This window comes from Paenibacillus rhizosphaerae (genome assembly GCF_014192015.1).
GTDB classification, from domain to species: Bacteria; Bacillota; Bacilli; order Paenibacillales; family Paenibacillaceae; genus Paenibacillus_AQ; species Paenibacillus_AQ rhizosphaerae.
The window spans coordinates 296748-314380 of the sequence record NZ_JACHXJ010000004.1 but is presented as its reverse complement, the minus strand read 5'-3'; the positions used below and the strand labels follow the sequence as shown (position 1 = coordinate 314380).

General features: G+C 56.7%; 16 protein-coding genes. 8 read left to right on the top strand and 8 right to left on the bottom strand.

Annotated features, from left to right (window positions below):
- The first annotated feature begins 42 nt into the window (after positions 1 to 42).
- Complete coding sequence (locus FHS19_RS23510) at positions 43 to 744, top strand: YcnI family copper-binding membrane protein (protein WP_183584235.1); 702 nt, start codon at positions 43 to 45, stop codon at positions 742 to 744.
- Between the two features lie 162 nt (positions 745 to 906).
- On the opposite strand, the gene FHS19_RS23505 is transcribed toward FHS19_RS23510, so the two are convergent.
- The gene (locus FHS19_RS23505; RefSeq protein ID WP_183584234.1) at positions 907 to 1923 is read right to left on the bottom strand and encodes an ABC transporter substrate-binding protein; all 1017 of its coding nucleotides are present in this window, start codon (positions 1921 to 1923) and stop codon (positions 907 to 909) included.
- A gap of 330 nt (positions 1924 to 2253) precedes the next feature.
- On the opposite strand from FHS19_RS23505, the gene FHS19_RS23500 reads away from it, so the two are divergent.
- The 3 genes from FHS19_RS23500 (at position 2254) to FHS19_RS23490 (ending at position 5463) form a co-directional block, all read left to right on the top strand.
- Positions 2254 to 3303, top strand: coding sequence for a FecCD family ABC transporter permease (locus FHS19_RS23500; protein WP_183584233.1), 1050 nt, complete (start codon positions 2254 to 2256; stop codon positions 3301 to 3303).
- Complete coding sequence (locus FHS19_RS23495) at positions 3303 to 4340, top strand: FecCD family ABC transporter permease (protein ID WP_183584232.1); 1038 nt, start codon at positions 3303 to 3305, stop codon at positions 4338 to 4340. Before FHS19_RS23500 ends, FHS19_RS23495 begins: the two co-directional genes overlap by 1 nt.
- A 79-nt stretch (positions 4341 to 4419) precedes the next feature.
- On the top strand, positions 4420 to 5463 hold the full coding sequence (locus FHS19_RS23490) for an NAD(P)/FAD-dependent oxidoreductase (protein ID WP_183584231.1): 1044 nt from the start codon (positions 4420 to 4422) through the stop codon (positions 5461 to 5463).
- Positions 5464 to 5653: 190 nt separating this feature from the next.
- On the opposite strand, the gene FHS19_RS23485 is transcribed toward FHS19_RS23490, so the two are convergent.
- Positions 5654 to 5887 carry a cold-shock protein gene (locus tag FHS19_RS23485; protein ID WP_076172678.1) on the bottom strand — a complete coding sequence of 78 codons (234 nt, stop codon included), beginning with the start codon at positions 5885 to 5887 and terminating at the stop codon, positions 5654 to 5656.
- Between the two features lie 155 nt (positions 5888 to 6042).
- Complete coding sequence (locus FHS19_RS23480) at positions 6043 to 6243, bottom strand: cold-shock protein (RefSeq protein ID WP_076172675.1); 201 nt, start codon at positions 6241 to 6243, stop codon at positions 6043 to 6045.
- A gap of 280 nt (positions 6244 to 6523) precedes the next feature.
- Here FHS19_RS23480 and FHS19_RS23475 point away from each other — a divergent pair, with 280 nt between their 5' ends.
- The 4 genes from FHS19_RS23475 to FHS19_RS23460 all read left to right on the top strand — a co-directional run bounded on the left by FHS19_RS23475 (position 6524) and on the right by FHS19_RS23460 (position 9596).
- Positions 6524 to 7252, top strand: coding sequence for an amino acid ABC transporter ATP-binding protein (locus FHS19_RS23475; protein ID WP_183584572.1), 729 nt, complete (start codon positions 6524 to 6526; stop codon positions 7250 to 7252).
- A 38-nt stretch (positions 7253 to 7290) separates the two neighbouring features.
- Entirely contained in the window at positions 7291 to 8172 is an 882-nt protein-coding gene (locus tag FHS19_RS23470; RefSeq protein WP_246426777.1) for an ABC transporter substrate-binding protein, read from the top strand.
- 71 nt (positions 8173 to 8243) lie between these two features.
- Entirely contained in the window at positions 8244 to 8909 is a 666-nt protein-coding gene (locus tag FHS19_RS23465) for an amino acid ABC transporter permease (protein WP_183584230.1), read from the top strand.
- Positions 8910 to 8945: 36 nt separating this feature from the next.
- A complete protein-coding gene (locus FHS19_RS23460) occupies positions 8946 to 9596 on the top strand; it encodes an amino acid ABC transporter permease (RefSeq protein ID WP_183584229.1) in 651 nt (216 codons plus the stop codon).
- Between the two features lie 105 nt (positions 9597 to 9701).
- On the opposite strand, the gene FHS19_RS23455 is transcribed toward FHS19_RS23460, so the two are convergent.
- From FHS19_RS23455 to FHS19_RS23435, 5 genes are all read right to left on the bottom strand, one after another.
- Positions 9702 to 12935 (bottom strand): alpha-mannosidase, encoded by a 3234-nt coding sequence (locus FHS19_RS23455; RefSeq protein WP_183584228.1) that lies wholly within the window; start codon positions 12933 to 12935, stop codon positions 9702 to 9704.
- A gap of 212 nt (positions 12936 to 13147) precedes the next feature.
- Positions 13148 to 14272 (bottom strand): GntR family transcriptional regulator, encoded by a 1125-nt coding sequence (locus FHS19_RS23450; protein WP_183584227.1) that lies wholly within the window; start codon positions 14270 to 14272, stop codon positions 13148 to 13150.
- A 96-nt stretch (positions 14273 to 14368) separates the two neighbouring features.
- On the bottom strand, positions 14369 to 15997 hold the full coding sequence (locus tag FHS19_RS23445) for a YndJ family protein (RefSeq protein WP_183584226.1): 1629 nt from the start codon (positions 15995 to 15997) through the stop codon (positions 14369 to 14371).
- A complete protein-coding gene (locus tag FHS19_RS23440; protein ID WP_183584225.1) occupies positions 15987 to 16631 on the bottom strand; it encodes a DUF4166 domain-containing protein in 645 nt (214 codons plus the stop codon). The genes FHS19_RS23445 and FHS19_RS23440 overlap by 11 nt, the downstream gene beginning before the upstream one ends.
- Positions 16628 to 17548 (bottom strand): DoxX-like family protein, encoded by a 921-nt coding sequence (locus FHS19_RS23435; RefSeq protein ID WP_183584224.1) that lies wholly within the window; start codon positions 17546 to 17548, stop codon positions 16628 to 16630. The genes FHS19_RS23440 and FHS19_RS23435 overlap by 4 nt, the downstream gene beginning before the upstream one ends.
- Positions 17549 to 17633 lie beyond the last annotated feature (85 nt).

Sequence of the window (17633 nt, the reverse complement as noted above, 5' to 3'; positions counted from 1 at the left end):
AAATCGCCTCATCACCAAATACAATATAAAGGGGTATTGAGTATGAAAAAATTGTTGAGCAAACGCATCGCGTTCTTGATGACGGCAGCTGCCGGCCTGCTTCTGTTTTCCGGCATTGCCAGCGCGCATGTGACGGTCAAGCCGGCCACATCGGCTCCGGGGGCCTGGGAAACTTACACGATCAAGATTCCGTCTGAGAAGGAAATCGCCACTACCAAGGTAACGTTAAAAGTGCCGGAGAACGTGGACCTTAAACAGTACCAGCCGGTGCCGGAGTGGAAAGTCACGACCGAAAAGGATGCCTCGGGTAAAATCAAGACCATTACGTGGAGCGCTACCGGGGCCGGCATCAATGCTGGTGAATTCCAGCAGTTCAACTTCGTTGCGCAGAACCCGGACCAGGATGCCGATGTCGCCTGGGACGCTTACCAATATTACAAGGACGGCAGCATCGTGGAATGGACGGGTGACGAAGGAGCGGATTCGCCGCACTCCATCACCAAAATTACCGCCGCGGAAACAACGGAGCCGGCCGATCACGGCCATGACGACACGGCCACCACGGATAACGGAGCCGGGGCCGACACGTCCGCGCAGGACCAGGCTGCCGCATCGACTCCTGCCCCGGCCGCAGCCGATTCCGGAAGCAGCGGCGTTCAGACCGCGACGCTGGTCGCCTCGATTGCCGCCCTGCTGCTGTCTATCGTGTCCTTGATCACTTCGTTTACGAAAAGACGGCAATAAAAGACCCGTAAATACGGTTGATCCGAGGAGCTGCTTATGACAGCTCGACAAAGCGATGTTATCAACAAAAAGAAGCTGTCCCGCATCAAAGCGGAGCAGCTTCTTTTTCGTTATCGGCAGTATCAAGCGTTGCCGCGTGGGCACCCTATATATGCTAAATTCCTATTTTTTCCCGCTGTGCTCGAGAATCATATCCACGAACAGATCGATTTGGCCCATAATGGCAATCGGATCATAGCGGTAGAACGTGTCGAAGTCGTTATAGAAGATGCGGTCGTTCTTCGCGGCCGCCAGGCTGTTCCAAACCGGGGAAGCCTTCAGTTCCTTCAGCTTGTCGCCTTTCTTCTCCGGATCGTAGGTCGTCAGGAACATGTAGTCCGCCGCGTACTCCGGCAGAAGCTCCATGGACAGCTGCAGCGTCTGGTTTTCCTTGCTGTTCTTCGCCGGACGTTTCAGCTGAAGCGCGTTGTACAGCACCTGGCCGCCGCGGCCGGCATTGTCGCCGAACGTCCACAGCTCACCCTTGTCCGTCAACTCGTAGATGCCGAAGGTGGCATTCTCGTCCACGACGCCTTTGAGCTTCTCACGGGCAGCCGCTGCTTTTTCGTCGAACGCTTTGATGAATTCCTCCGCCTTTTCCTTTTCGCCGGCAATATCGCCGAACAGGCGCACCGTATCGTCAACGTTGGTTGCGGTGCCATAAGGAATGTAGATGGTCGGTGCAATTTTGGACAACGCCTCATAATTGTCGTCGTACATGACGACGATCAGGTCGGGCTTGAGCGAGAGCGCCTTCTCGGTATTGATTGGATAGCCTACATCCTCTACTCCGTTCAGCTTATCTTTCAGAAACGGATTTTGGAAAATGCTCGGTTCCGCGCCCACCACAGGGGCTCCCACGGACAGCAGCTCCCCGCCATAATAATCGGTTACGATGCGCTGCGGCTTCACGGGAATCTCCACGTCGCCTTTTTCTGTCTTATACGTACGTGTTCCGCCGGCCGATGCCGTCTCTTTCGAACCCGATGCGCCCGTCTCCTTGCCGGAAGTCTCGGCTGCCGTCCCGCCGGATGCTGCTGATCCGCTGCCGCCGCTATTGCTGCCGCAGGCCGTCACCAGCATGGATAGCATGACCACCAGGATCATGACCGTAAACAATGATTTGGATCTTGTAAACATAATAACCCCCCATAGGTATGTAATTCATCAGTAATGATAATCATTATCAATTGAAAACTTAACAGCTCGCCGGCCCCTTGTCAATCTTTATTTTCTTGCCGGAAATTCGGCACCGTCCACAGATTTACCCGATACTTGTAGGGTTTCACCTAAGCACTTCCTTATTGAGAATGGCCTTCTTCCAGTGCATTGCAGAACCAACGCTCAATTGTGCCAGATTTATGCCGATTGTATATTTCTCATTGCCAAGATGCCTGCTGTTCATATAAAATGAGTAATTGAGAATGAAGTGAGAATGAGAATCAATTTCATGGAAATAGGTGACAATATATGAATCAGCAGGCAGCAGCGAATATGACCCCGGACTCCAAGGAACGCCTCCGTTCCCGTCCGAAGACCGCCAGCCTGATCCTTATCAGCGGCCTTGCCGCACTCGTTCTGAGCATGGGATTATCGATCTCCTTCGGGGCGGCCAATATCCGCCTGTCTGAAGTATGGTCGGCCGTGTTCAATTTTCATGCGGATGTGGTCAATCATCAAATTATTCGGGATTTGCGCCTGCCGCGGGTCCTTGCCAGCGCGATGATCGGCGCGGGCTTTGCGGTAGCCGGCGCCCTGATGCAGGGGATGACCCGCAATCCGCTCGCTGACTCGGGACTACTAGGCATTAATGCAGGTGCAGGCTTCGCCCTTGCGCTGTGCTTCGCCTTCTTTCCCGGTCTGTCCTTTATGTATCTAATCCTGTACGCCTTTCTCGGCGCGGGGGTCGGCGCCGGACTCGTTTACGGCGTCGGATCGCTTGCTCCGGGAGGTCTAACCCCGGTACGCCTCGTTCTGGCCGGTGCAGCGCTCAGCCTGCTGCTGACCGCGCTCAGCGAGGGCGTGGCGCTGTACTTTCACATCGGCCAGGACCTGGCCTTCTGGTATGCCGGCGGCGTAGCCGGCACGAAGTGGGTGCAGCTCAAGATCATGTTCCCGTGGATCGCCGGGGCCCTGATCGGATCGCTGCTCATTTCGCGCTCGATCACGATGCTGAGTCTCGGCGACGAAGTCGCCAAGGGACTCGGGCAGCGCACGGCCTTGATCAAGCTGGCCGCCGTGCTCATCGTGCTCGTCCTGGCGGGTTCCTCGGTCGCCGTGGTCGGATCGGTGGGCTTCATCGGGCTCATTATCCCGCATGTCACCCGCTATCTCGTGGGCGTCGATTACCGCTGGATCGTCCCTTGCTCGGCGGTGCTGGGCAGCCTGCTGGCGGTTCTCGCCGACTTGGCGGCAAGAATGATCAATCCGCCGCATGAAACCCCGATCGGGGCGATCATCTCGCTGATCGGCGTTCCGTTCTTCCTCTATCTTGCACGAAGAGAGGTAGGGGATCTGTAATGTCCGAACGACAAGCGGTTTCTACTTACGAACAGCGGAGAAAGCTTCGCGGCATGACCGTCATGCTGATTCTCGCGCTGCTCATTATTGCGGTCTTTATTGTCAGCATGAATACCGGCTACATACGGTTAAGCCCGCTCGACCTGATCCGGACGCTGTTCGGGCAGGGTTCGGATCAGGAGAACCTGATTCTCTTCGAATTCCGGCTCCCGCGGATCGTCATCTCGGTGCTCATCGGTGCCGGGCTGGCGGTGTCCGGAGCGGTCATGCAGGGGATTTTCCGCAATCCGCTGGCCGATCCCGGCATCCTCGGCATCAACTCGGGAGCAGGGCTGATGGTCATGCTGCTCGTGTCATTCTATCCGACGACACAGGCTATGCCGGTGTTCCTGCTCCCTATCTTAGCCTTTGTGGGCGCAGGATTGACGGCAGCGTTGATATACTCCCTGTCACACACGCGGAACAAGGGAATCCGCCCGATCCGGCTGATGCTGACAGGCATCGCCGTCGCCGCCGGCATTCAGGCGGCCATGATCGTGCTGACGCTCCGGCTGAAGCCTGAGCAGTATCAATTCGTCGCGACATGGCTCGCCGGGAGCATCTGGGGAACGAACTGGAAGTTTGTCCTCTCCCTTCTCCCCTGGATCGTCGTCCTGGTGCCGTACATTATTTATCGGGCACGTGTGATGAACGTGCTGCAGATGGGAGAGCAGATGGCGACCAGCCTTGGAGAAAACGTTCGCAAGGAGCAGTTCCGCCTGCTCGCCGCTGCCGTCGCCCTGGCTGCGGCAAGCGTGGCCGTCAGCGGCGGCATCGCCTTCGTCGGACTCGTCGGTCCGCATTTGGCCAGACGCCTCGTCGGTCCGAAGCATCAGATGCTGCTGCCGGTCTCGGCGTTCATCGGGGCGCTGCTCGTGATCGCGGCCGACACGATCGGCCGCTGGATTCTGCAGCCCTCCGGCGTACCGACGGGCATTGTGGTCGCCGTCATCGGCGCACCTTATTTTCTGTATCTGCTCGCCAGAGCGAAAAGTTAAAAGAAGCCCGTGCTTGATATAGATCATATTTTCCGACCTTTGGATCGGATCATACCTGAATGGACTTGGAGGGAAAACCATGAGTGAATCATTGGAGCTGTACGACGTAACCATTATCGGGGGTGGCCCTGCAGGCATGTATGCGGCTTTTTACAGCGGGATGCGCGACCTGAAGACCAAACTGATCGAAGCGAAGGACGAACTGGGCGGACGGATGCTGATTTACCCGGAGAAGATGATCTGGGACGTCGGCGGCACGGGACCGATTCTGTGCCGCAATCTGATCGAGCAGCTGAAGCAGCAGGCGCTGACCTTTGATCCGACCGTTGTGCTGGGCCAGCAGATCGTCGGCCAGGAACGCCTGGAAGACGGCACCCTTCTGCTTACTTCCTCAACCGGAGAAAAGCATTGGACCCGCACGGTCATCATGGCGATCGGTTACGGCATCCTGGAAATGGCGAAGCTGGACATCGAAGGTGCCGACCGGTACGAAGTGAGCAACCTTCACTATACGGTGCAGGAGCTTGAGCCCTTCCGCGGCAAGCGCGTGCTCATCTCCGGCGGCGGCGATTCCGCCGTGGACTGGGCCAATGAGCTTGAGCCGATCGCGGCCAGCGTCTGTGTAGTACACCGGCGCGAGCAGTTTGGCGGCCACGAGCGCAACGTGGTACGCATGAAGCAGTCCTCCGTCCAAATCCATGTTCCCTATACCGTCCGCCAGCTGCACAGCAGCGACGGGTGCGCGATCAACCAGGTTTCGATCTGCCATGAAGAGAGCGGCGATACCCTTCGTGTGGACGTTGACGCGGTCATCGTCAACCACGGCATGCGGTATAACTTTGGGTCGATCCGCGACTGGGGCATCGATATGGGCGAATGGACGGCGAACGTCAGCGACAAGCTGGAAACGAATGTGCCGGGAATTTTTGCCGCAGGAGACTTTGTGGACTACAGCAGCAAAGTGAGACTGATCGCAGGCACATTCACCGATGCCGTGCTAGCCACGAACAGCGCCAAGCTTTACATGGATCCAGAAGCACCCAAGGTTGCTTATGTCTCTTCGCACAATGAACGGTTCAAGGAGAAAAACCGGGCGCTTGGCGTCATCGACGAAGACCACTAACCCCGTATGCCGGCCAGGAACGGCCGTCTAAGGTTCAGGCTATAAACATTTAATAGAATAAATCAACCAAGCCGAGACCTTCAATGGGGGTAACTTCGGTCCGCACTCTATAGAAAAAAGGCCCGCACGATGTGCAGGCCTTTTTGCCGTTTATATCGGGTTAATCTATGATTTCACACGGGTTCACTGCTTAGGAATCAATCTTGACGCCCTTCTTGGCCGATTTCTGGTCGGCACTCGAATTGTTCAGAACAGGAAGCATCTTCGTATCCCGGACCATCGGGGAATTGCACAACCTGCAGGTCGGTTCATGCTCAAAGGCGAAATTGTCGCGCATCCACCCTTTGCACCCTTCCTTCGTACAGGACCAAATCGCTGTATTTTCCTCAGGTATTTCCTCCATCGACTTTTTGCGGTAGTTCATGCTCAGTCCCCCTTTTATGAAGTATAAAACCAAACTGTATAAACGGACGCCCTGCAGCAGTCAACCTCCGCCAAGAACGGATCTTGGACAAGCCTGCTTGGTCTATATAAAAAACTGCCCTTAACGATTCTGTTAAGGGCAGCCGCTTGTTGATGTTACAGTTTCACTACGTTCTCAGCTTGTGGTCCACGGTTGCCTTCAACCACGTTGAATTGGACGCGTTGTCCTTCGTCCAACGTTTTGAAACCATCGCCAGTGATTGCACTGTAGTGTACGAAAACATCGTTTCCGCCTTCAACTTCGATGAAACCGAAGCCTTTGTCGGCGTTAAACCATTTAACTGTACCTGTTTGCATGGGGCTGTACCTCCAAAAATTGAAATTTAATATGATCCTTCTTTTAAATAAAGCTAAAAAAAATTCACACATTGAAAAAAGTTCCATCGTAAACATGATACCCTTTTCAATATGTGAATTGGTTTCAAATTTTAGAACTGAATACAGTGTACCACAGAAATCACCGAAATGCAAGGATTTGGGAAATGTTGATATTTTATCGGACTTCCTGCAATATAGTGTTACGAGCACGTCGGGCCGACTTGCTCCTTAAAGGTTACATAGGAAGGGAGGTATATTTCTGATCGAATTCAAGAACGTCAGTAAATTTTACGGCAGCTTCCATGTCCTCCAGAATATCGACCTTCGGATCGAAGAGGGCGAAGTAGTCGTGATCATCGGACCGTCCGGTTCCGGCAAGAGCACCCTGCTCCGCTGCATTAATCGGCTGGAAAAAATCTCGTCGGGCGAGCTCTATGTGAACGGAACGGCGCTTCATGACAAAAAGATCGACATTAACCGGTTCCGGCGCGAGATTGGCATCGTCTTTCAGCATTTTAATCTGTATCCCCATAAAACGGTAATCGACAACATTGTGCTTGCGCCGGTCAAGGTGCTGGGCCTCTCCAAAGAGGAGGCGGCCGAGCGTGCGACCTCATATCTGACCCGCGTCGGCATTGCGGATAAGGCGTCCAGCTATCCTTCCCAGCTCTCGGGGGGACAGCAGCAGCGAGTCGCGATCGCCCGAGGCCTGGCCATGCATCCGAAGATTATGCTGTTCGACGAGCCCACATCGGCCCTCGATCCTGAAATGATCGGCGAGGTGCTGGATGTAATGCGCTCTCTCGCCTACGACGGGATGACGATGGTCATCGTTACGCATGAGATGGGGTTCGCCCGCGAAGTTGCCGACCGTGTCGTATTTATGGACAACGGTCAAATCATCGAGGAAGGCCCGGCGGCAAGCTTCTTCGACCATCCGCGGGAAGAGCGCGCGCGGACGTTTCTCAGCCGGCTGATCCATCATTAAATTCAGCCGAAAGCTCAAGGAAAGGGGTTATTAAATTCATGAAAAAGCCTTTGAGGTGGAGTGTTGGTTTTATCCTGTTAGCGATGTGCCTGGTGTTCACAGCCTGCGGAGGCTCAAAGAATGAGCCTACAGCCGCCACCGGCGGCGGCTCGACCGACACGACCGCAAGCGGCAACAAGGACGACGGCGGGGACACGTCCGCCAAGGGCGGTACGCTGGAAGCGATCAAGGCCCGCGGCAAGCTTATCGCCGGTGTAAAATACGACACCAAGCTATTCGGTCTGAAGGACCCGACTTCCGGCAACGTGGAAGGCTTTGACATCGACATCGCCAAGGCGCTGGCCAAAAAAATACTCGGCGATGAGACCAAAGTCGAGCTGAAGGAAGTAACGTCCAAAACCCGCATTCCGCTGCTGCAGAACGGGGACATCGATCTCATCGTCGCCACGATGACCATCACCGAGGAGCGCAAGCAGCAGGTCGATTTCAGCGACGTCTATTTTAAAGCGGGCCAATCCCTGCTCGTGAAAAAAGGCAGCAACATCCAAGGCCTGGCGGATTTGAAAAAAGGCGTGAAGGTTCTGACCGTCAAAGGCTCTACCTCGGCCAAAAACATCCGCGAAAAGGCACCGGATGCCACCGTACTGGAGTTTGAAAACTATCAGGACGCGTTTACCGCGCTGAAGGCCGGCCAAGGGGAAGCCCTGACGACCGACAACGCCATCCTGCTCGGCATGCAAAAGCAGGATCCGAACTACGTGCTGGTCGGCGGCACCTTCACCGACGAGCCTTACGGGATCGCCATCAAAAAAGGCGACGCCGAGTTTGTGAAGACCGTCAACGATCTGCTCAAGGAAATGAAGGACAGCGGCGAATACGACAAGCTGTATGAGCAGTGGATGGGTGTCAAACCTGAGTAGGGCCTTTGATTCGATGCCTTTTCTGGCACGCTGCGGAGAGCCCTGAAAACCTTTAAGAAAGGACGAAGGCCATGCCGGGCAAATTTGACATTCATGTCTTGTTTAACCACTGGGACCGCTTTGCCGAAGGCTTTATCCACACGATTGAAGCCAGCGTCCTCGCCTTGATCGGGAGCTTCGTGCTCGGCGTTATCATCGCCGTGATGCGAATCTCACCGGTCCGGGCCCTGAATGTGATCGGAACGGTGTATGTTGAGTTTATCCGCAACATCCCGCTCCTGCTCGTCGTATTTTTCTTTTTCCTGGGGCTCCCGTCGCTCGGACTGCCGCTGGACGGCTTTACCTCGGGGACGCTCGGGCTGACGGTATACACCGCTTCATTCATCGCAGAAGCCATCCGCGCCGGCATCCAGTCCGTACCGACCGGCCAGACCGAGGCCGCCCGCGCGACGGGGCTGTCATACATCCAGACGATGCTTCACATCGTGCTGCCCCAGGCCATCAAGATTGTGCTGCCGGCCATCGGCAACCAGTTTATTAATCTCGTTAAAAATTCGTCCATTCTGGCCGTCGTGACCGGGTTGGACCTGATGTATTACGCCGACCTGATCAACTCCGACACCTTCCTGCCCCTGACCGTGTATACGATCGTCGCCGTCTTTTACCTGGTGCTTACGCTTCCGCTCAGCTTTGCGGTCCATTACATGGAACGCCGGTTCCGCTCGGCTGACCGTTAAAGGGGCTTTATTCTGGCAAGAGGAGAAGATGCCGCCATGGATTTTATAGGTGCTTATTCCCTACCCAACGTCAAGTTTCTGCTTGAGGGGTTTCTCGTTACGATCGAGGTCGCGGTTTTGTCCATTGTGTTCAGCTTCGTGCTGGGAACCGTTCTCGGAACGCTGCGTTACGCCAAAATCCCGGTGTTTTCCCGGATTGTCGCAGCTATCGTCGATATTATCCGGAACCTGCCGCTGCTGCTGATCATCTTCTTCATGTACATCGTGCTCCCCCAGCTCGGCATCAAGATGTCCCCCTTTTGGGCGACAGTCGTCGGCCTGACCTTGTTCGAGGGGGCCATGATTTCGGAGATCGTCCGAGGAGGGCTCAACTCCGTTGACCGGGGACAAATCGAGGCAGCCCGCTCTTCGGGGCTGAGCTACATGCAGACGCTCAGCCATATCATTCTGCCGCAGGCGCTGCGCCGCATGATTCCGCCCTTGGTCAGCCAGTTTATTTCGCTGCTCAAGGATACGTCGCTCGCCGTCATCATTTCGCTTCCCGAGCTCATGCACAATGTGCAGATCCTGCAGGGGCACAGCCCGAACTACGTCATCCCGGCCCTCATCTTCGCCGCCGCCATGTACTTCATCGTGAACTACATTCTCTCGATCATTGCCCGGCGGCTGGAGGCCAAGACGCTCTAATCGGCTCTGGCCGTGACAAAGAAAGCAAGCCCAGCTCTCCCCCTTTACGGGTGAGGCTGGGCTTGCTTGTGTTGGTGCGTATGGACTAACGTATGCTGCTGGCGGTTAACGCGCCAGCGATACGACCAGCGTTTTGATTTCGTACGGCTTGAACCGCAGCTCTGTACCGTTGCCCGATACGCTTAACGGCTCGCCGCCTTCTTCCATTAAATTCGTCTCGGCCGCTTCGCTGACCGTACCGGCACGCAGGTCCAGCTCGACCCGGGCGCGGGTGCGGATGCCGCCGTATTCATACAGACGGATGACGATATCGTTGCTATCCTCGGCCTTTTTGACCGTGTCGATCATAATATTCGGCTGATCCACCTTCACCAGGCTGAGCGCCTCCGGCAGGATGCCTTCCTGTACCGGCACGGCCAGCAGAGGCGTATTCAGGCCGCAGGCCGCTTGATGGGTCCCGCCCTCATACCAGCCGCCGCGGTGCGGATACAGCGAATACGTAAATTCGTGCTCGCCCTGATCGGCGGATCCGTCCGGATAGAGGGCGGATTTGATCAAGCTGAGGCGGATGACGTGGTTGCGGATGTCATGCCCGTATTTGCAGTCGTTCAGCAGGCTGACGCCGTAGCCGCCCTCGGAGAGATCCACCCAGCGCTGCGCCACGGATTCGAACCGGGCGTAATCCCAGCTCGTGTTCCAGTGGGTCGGACGCTCCACGTTGCCGAACTGGATCTCGTAAGTGGCTTTGGTGGAGCGGATGTCGACCGGAAATGCAGCCTTGAGCAGCTGCTGGTGCTCGTGCCAATCCACTTTGGTCACAAAATCGATCCGCGGGTCGTCCCGGTACACCGTGAACCGCTGCTCAATGGTGGAGTTTTGATACGCATACACCAGCTTGATCACGCCGCGCAGCGGGCCTTCCTCCAGGACGGACAGTTCCTTCAGGTCTTCGACCGTCCGCATTTTTTCCTGATAGAAAATATCGATATCCCAGGCGTCGTGCGCCATCGGCTTATCCTCGAACACCTGCAGCACGTTGGCCGGCTCGCCCGGCTTCAGTACTTCGCGGTCCGCCTGCTTGTCGTACAGCGATACCAGCTGACCGGCTTCATTCAGGCGGATGCTGTAGAACGGCGTTTCCACGACGTCCCCTGTGATCTGCCAATCCGTCTCAGCCGCTGCCGCGCCTGCAGCGGAAGCTGAACCTGGGGTGCCCGCCCCACTGCTGCGGCCGTAAATGGTCGTGTATCCGTAGGCCGGCACATTCTTCACGGTAACCAGTACGCGGGATGATTCACCCTCCTGTGCTGGAATGCTCTGGGTCGGCAGCTCTTCTCCGGCTGCGGAATACCACACCATCTGTGCGGCTCCTTCCACGGGAACTTCGCTGACGAAAGAGCGCGACCAGCCGAGCGGATTGAAAATCCGGACAGGCAGGCCCTTCCCTTCCGCCTTGGCGGAGTCCGGCTGTGTAGCCGCTTCCCCTCGGCCCGCGGCGTTAAACTGCGACAGCCCCTGTTCAAGCACCTGCACGGCCAGCTGCTCGGCCTCAGCATACTCGATCCGGCTGTCCTCATACACTTCGTGAATAGACGAGCCCGGGATGATGTCGTGGAATTGGTTACGCAGCACGATCTCCCAGCTGTCCGCGAGGCCCGCGGCCGGATAGGCATAGCCCGGATTCAGGATCAGCGCCAGCGTGTTTACGAACTCCGCGTTGTGCAGCAGCTGTTCCATCCGGCGGTTCATCCGCTTGTTATAAGCCTGGGACGTATAGGTCCCGCGGTGGTATTCCAGATACAGCTCCCCATCCCACAAGTGGAGCTGCGGATCATCCTTGACCCGCTCCTCCAGCTGTTCGAAGAATTCTTCCGCTCCGCCCTGCTTCACCTGCGGCGCCCCCGGCATGTCTTCATAACGGCGGGCCGCTTCGAGCATATCCCGGGTCGGGCCGCCGCCGCCGTCGCCCCAGCCGTAGGCGAGCAGCAGATTCTCGTTGATGTCCTTCTGCCGGTAGTTATCCCACAATCCCTGAATCGAGGAGCCGGTAATGTTGCCGTTGTACGTATAGAACCAGCTGCCGTCATTGTCCGGGGTCGTGATGTAATGCGTCAGCATTTCGGTTCCGTCGATGCCGCGCCACATGAACGTGTCGTACGGGAAGCGGTTGTATTGGCTCCAGCTGATTTTGGTCGTCATGAAGTAGTCGATGCCGCTCTTCTTCAAAATTTGCGGCAGCGCCCAGCTGTATCCGAACACGTCCGGCAGCCATAAGACGCGGTTATCGACGCCGAACTCCCTCTTGAAGAAGCGCTTGCCCGTCAGCAGCTGCCGGACCAGCGACTCCCCGGAAGGAATGTTGCAGTCCGATTCCAGCCACATCGCCCCGGTCGCTTCCCAATTGCCTTCCTTCACGCGATCCTTGATTTTCTCGTACAGCGTCGGAAAATCCTTCTTCAAATAAGCGTACAGCTGCGGCTGGGACTGAAGGAAGACATACTCCGGAAAGCGGTCCATGAGTGTCAGCACGGTCGAGAATGAGCGCCCGGACTTCTCACGCGTATGCTTCAGCCGCCACAGCCAGGCGACGTCGATATGGCAGTGGCCGACCGCGGTGATCTGCGGCCGCGGGCCGCGCGGAATCGCCTCCAGCCGCTCTTTCAGCACGTACAGCGCCTGCTCGGTGGAGGCGTAGAAACGGTCCGATCCCGGCGCGCTCCAGTCCAGCAGCCGGAACGCCTCCTCCAGCGCAGATGTCATCGCCTGCTTTTCCAGGGCGCGTTCGTCCAGCAGCTTCACCGTCTGCAGCATGTGCAGCGCCGTATAGTACAGATCGTCGGTCGCCGCATCCAGCACCGCAAGTTCCAGCACATCGATCCGGTGGTCAAACGGCATATGGCTGCCGTTCGGGGGCGTCAGCCCGCTCCATGCGCGGATGGCCAGCTCCACGCGCCCTTCGTCCACGGCCTGCGCCGGAAAGAACAGCTCGGCATGGTTGCGGTCCACAGCCTGCGCCGGCTCTCCGTTCAGGTACACCTGGCCTTCATAACCGCTGCAGTTGCCCCCGCCCGTTTCTCCAAGCTTGATCAGTCCTACGACGTCCTGCGCCCGCCACGATGCGGGAAACACCACGTCGGCAATGAACCAGGCGTAGCGGTCCCTTCCTCCCCAGCGGTCCCCTACCTTCACGACCGGCTGGCTGCCTGCGGCGGCTTTCGCTTCCGCCAAACCGTCCACATCCGGTACGATATGCATGTTCTCCAGCGGCTTGCGGTCCCGGTATCTCAGCCCGGCCAGCTCCTGAATGCGCCGCTCCAGCTTTTCAATCATAAATCTCATGGATGATCACCTTTTCCCCTTCTGCATCCTTCCGTCTCCGGCCATGCATGCTCCCGGAAATTCCGGAGTAATAAATTGCTGCTTCGTCGGTTACAGCACATCAGCAATAAGTTTTGCTCGTATTAATATATATAATATAGCATTTATGTTTAATATAAAACAAAAAAAACAGCATCTCTTGTTGCAAGAAATGCCGTTTCCGATTCACCTGGTTATACCGGGCCTGTCGTATGGTGAATGACGAGACGGGGTTTAAAAATCCGCTTCGTATACTTGACGTCCTTGATGTTCCCTTCCAAAATGTCCAGCAGCAGGCTTGCCGCCTCGCGCCCCATTTCTTCCTCGCTTTGATCGATATACGTAAATACACTGAGCTCCTCGAGCATGGGACTCGGGTTATCGAACGTGACGATGGACAGGTCTCCCGGGACATCCAGCCCCAATTCCTTGGCCATGGACCACAGATTGACTCCGAGCTTGCAGTTCAGCGCGATAAACGCCGTCGCCATCCGGCTCTTGAGGAAGCGGTACAGCGGATGATCGGTACGGGAAGGCCCCGTCGGAATGCTGAAATCGGTAAGAATCAAAGCAGGATTGATCATCGCGCCCTTGTTCTTCAGCGCTTCGTTATACCCTTGAATCCGTTCATCGACTGTAACCGTCGGTATTGGAGAATCCGAGCATATCGCAATGTTCCGGTGTCCCAGCTCCCACAGATGATCCACCGCCAGGATGGAACCCAGGGCCGGATCGGACAGGACCACGTTCGTCTCTACGCCGGGCAGATGCCGGTCCAGGAGCACGAACGGGTAATTTTGCATCTTCAGCGCGATAATTTCCTCACTGTACACCTCGGCATCCACCGGAAAAATGATCAGCCCGTCCGTTGTGCTGCGGAGCTCGCGGATCGCTTCCTTCTCCAGTTCCTTGGAATTGTAAGTGAACATGACGACCAGCGAGTACTTGCTCCCCGACAGCGCGCTGCGGATCCCCCGTACCATTTGGATGGCAAAATAATCTTCAATGGAAGGGAACACGAGCCCGATCTTGGGAGCCGACGACGATTTGACCTCAGAGACGAGGGAGACCGGATTACCCGATATGTACTTCTCAGGCACGCCCTTGACGTAACTTCCCCGGCCCGGAATCCGATAGATCCAGCCTTCGCCAGCCAGCTCGGCCAGCGCATTGGCCACGGTGATCCGGCTCACCTGAAACTGGTCGATCAGCTCCTTCTCGGTCGGAATCCGGTCGTCTTCCTTCAGCTGCCTGGAAGCAATCAACTGCTTGAAATGGTTTTGAATTTGAATGTACAGCGGCTCCCTGTCCTGGCTCATGACAATAATCCTCCAATACCTGATCTTTCGGTCATCTTCCTTTTAGCATTATATCCCATGGGACATACATGTCAACGCCGCTATCCATACGCGGCCTCAACCGGACCGCTGAATATCGTACCGGATATCCAAGAAACGGAGACCGAAAATCCACATCCGGTGGCGGGCCGTCAGCCGCTGTCCGGACTCCGCCTCCCGGATCCAGAAGGTTTCCTTCAGGGGCAGGCGCATCGTGAACCATGAGGCATGCAGATAAATGCCCTCATCGCCCCGGTGAGCCGGGCTGTGGGCGCTGGTCAAAACGAGCCCGGAGCCTTCATTATACAGCCGCAGCATCCCGGTCATATTGGCGCCCGGCAGCGGCAGGGCAATATTCATGTAGGGCTCGTCTCCGAACCAATGCAGGGAATAGAGCGCAATGAAAATCGCCTCTCCCTGCCCGTTCAAACGCTGCCATGCCCGAACCCGCTGTCTGCCGTCCTTGCCCGACGCCACCGGAAGAACCCGGCCGTACATCCCCTGCCACCCCTTGAACGTGCCCAGATGGATCTGTCCGATCCGGCGGCTGATGGCTTGGTAGACCACCGCCAGCGGCCAAAACCACCCGGCCCAGCGGATGTCGGCCTTCATCGCGTACTGATCGGTATGCTCATAGAAATCCCGAATGACGGGCGACAGCCTCCGGGCACGAAACGAGACGGAGTCAAACCCGTCGATCCGGTCGACCAGCCCTGAATAGGACGCCGTGTCGTCGAGGATTCCCTTCCTGCTTAAGAAGTGGCGCCCGATATGCCTTCCGCCGGTGATGGAGCTTACCGGTTTGCCATAATAGCTCTCCTTCGGGAAGTTTCCCTCCAGCAGCCAGCCCGCAAGCGACGGTAGAGCTACACCTATCGCGTTCATGAAGCCGTGAATCCAGATCATCCGGTTGATCGAGAGGCTCCCGAACCCCATCGCCCTTCCGGCTGCGTAAACCAGGGAGAATAGAATCGTCACCATCAATACGAGCGCCGAAAAGGATATGAGGTATTTGGCGGCCCGGCGGGTAAAGGAGGCTTTAAAGACAAGCAGTCCATAGCCGTAAAGAGCAGCCAGGTACGCCGCCACCAGAATGAACTCAAGGGCGGTCGAAAAAGCAATGCCCAGCGCAATGCCGGCCGGGGCTAGCATGATGATGACGGTCGAGGTCAAATACAGCCTCCGTCTATCCGTTATTTTTCGCCCCAACAACCCGGCCAGGACCGGGATAATAAACGAAGAGTAATGGAAATGAACAGCTGTCAGCATGATGAGCACGTCCGAAAAATCCATCACCCGCAGATGCAACGACGCGGCCAGGAACCAGAAGCCGCCCCCGGCCAAGTACATCAGTCCGAAATCCACCGCGGTTTCGGCAAGCGGATGCAGCCCCCGCTCCAGCAGCCGTCTCAGCCCATACAGCGCCGTAATCACCGTAAAAGCCACCCAGGGGAGGCATAACAGCGGGATATCTTCCATGAAGGAGAGTGCCGCACAGACGGCGGCCGGGGGATAAAGTACCGTCATGATTTTGTACAAAGCCATCGTTTTCCCGTTTCGCAGGCGGGCATCTACGAGCATCAGGAAACCCGGTACCAGCACCATGACCGCCAGCATCAGCACCGCTTCCAGCACCTGAAGCTGCCGCCCGCTGACACCGAGAAACATCACATACAGCAGCAATCCGAACCATGCGTTACGCTTCATTCCGGCTTCCTCCGCTCCCGTCTTTCCTTGTTCCCGTAAAGCTTCCCTTATAAGCGAAAAGGGTGCCGAACAGCGGATTGCGCACATGCACCCGGATCCGGAAGCACTGCCGATCCTCATCGTAGGACTCCACGATCTGGGCCGCCCCGTGAAAAACCCGGGGAAGCGGGATCCGCATGCCGAACAAGGGCAGCCATTGGCTCCTTGAGTTGATGTGCATGGCTCCTTTGTCGTCCACGTGGAGGGACAGAGAGGAGCCGAGCAGCGCCGGCTTACCGAACAGGTCCAGGATTTGCTCCTCCTCGCCGTCCCATTTCATCACGGCATCGAAATGGCGCTTTTTTCCCCGGAAATCAAACGTCCGATCCCAATGCACCGTCTCCTGGCCCTTTGCATCCCGGGATACCTTGTTGTGAATGACGAAAGGGATGTTCCGGCCCCGTTCGGGGAAAAAGAGACGGGCAGGAATACCGAGCATCATCATGGCCCGCACGGCGATCGAACCGCCGCTGATCTCCTCCATCCGGCCGGCCCCGGCAAAAACCGCATCTCCCGTCAGCCGGTAACGCTCCTGCAGCTTGGGATGCAGCAGCTGATAGGTATCGCCGAGCGCCTGTTCATAGATCGATTTCATAGGTCACCCGCCTTCTTTCGGCGGCAGCGGGCGGCACTGGGCAGATGACGGCTGTTCCCGTAGCCGATCAGCGACAGGATGATCAGCATTCCGTTTAGCGTCACGGGATTAAACGGGGCGACGAAACTGCCGATGTCCCCGATTCCCGCAGAGACGGTCAGACCGCAGATGGCCACGATCTGGAGAATAAACAGCGGGCGCTTCAGCTTATACAGCGGCAGCAGCCACACGAGCCCAAAGAGCATTTCCAGTATGCCGACCATCCGGATCATCGCCACGCCGCTGCCCATGCTCCCGGTTACAGCCTCCATCATGCGAATTTCGTCCGGATGGGCCATGATTAACTTGGGAACGAGGCCGTGGTACAGCCATACAAAGGCGATTACCCCGCACACGGTCCAGTACGTGAGAAAACGCTGGAGAAGCAGCTTCGGATGAAATCCCTGCTCCAGCCACATTTTTAAAGCGTCAAAGCTCCAAGCCGTCGCCCATCCGAGCAGCGGCCTGAACAGGTAGGCATCAGCAAGGCGCCCCGCCGCGCCAAAAGCCGACTCATATTGGTACAGCGTCTCGAAGCCGATACCGCCGTCTTTGTTCGTATACTTCCAATACCCGCTGCCCTTACGGATGAGCGACAGCCGGTTATGCGTCCAAAACTTTAGTGAGGAAACCCGGTCCCCGGATTCCTTCTCCACTTGTCCCGCCGATTCTCCCTCGCCTGCAATGTCGATCCCCATGCCGATCCGGGTTCGGTACAGAAAACGTTGAGGCTCTTCCTCTGCCCGCGGCAAATACGAAATTTCCGTAAACCGGGCATCCCACGCGGTATGCAAAACCGGGTTCTGGGTATATTCCCATAGCTTATCCATCGTTGTGTCGATATCGGTTTGCACATAGATGGGCCGTTGTTTCTTCATGGCGTCTCCCCCTTGCTTTGCTCCCTTCCTAATTCGCGGAAAAAGCCCGATGTCCTTCTACATTCCCTCCTGTTTAGACAAGATC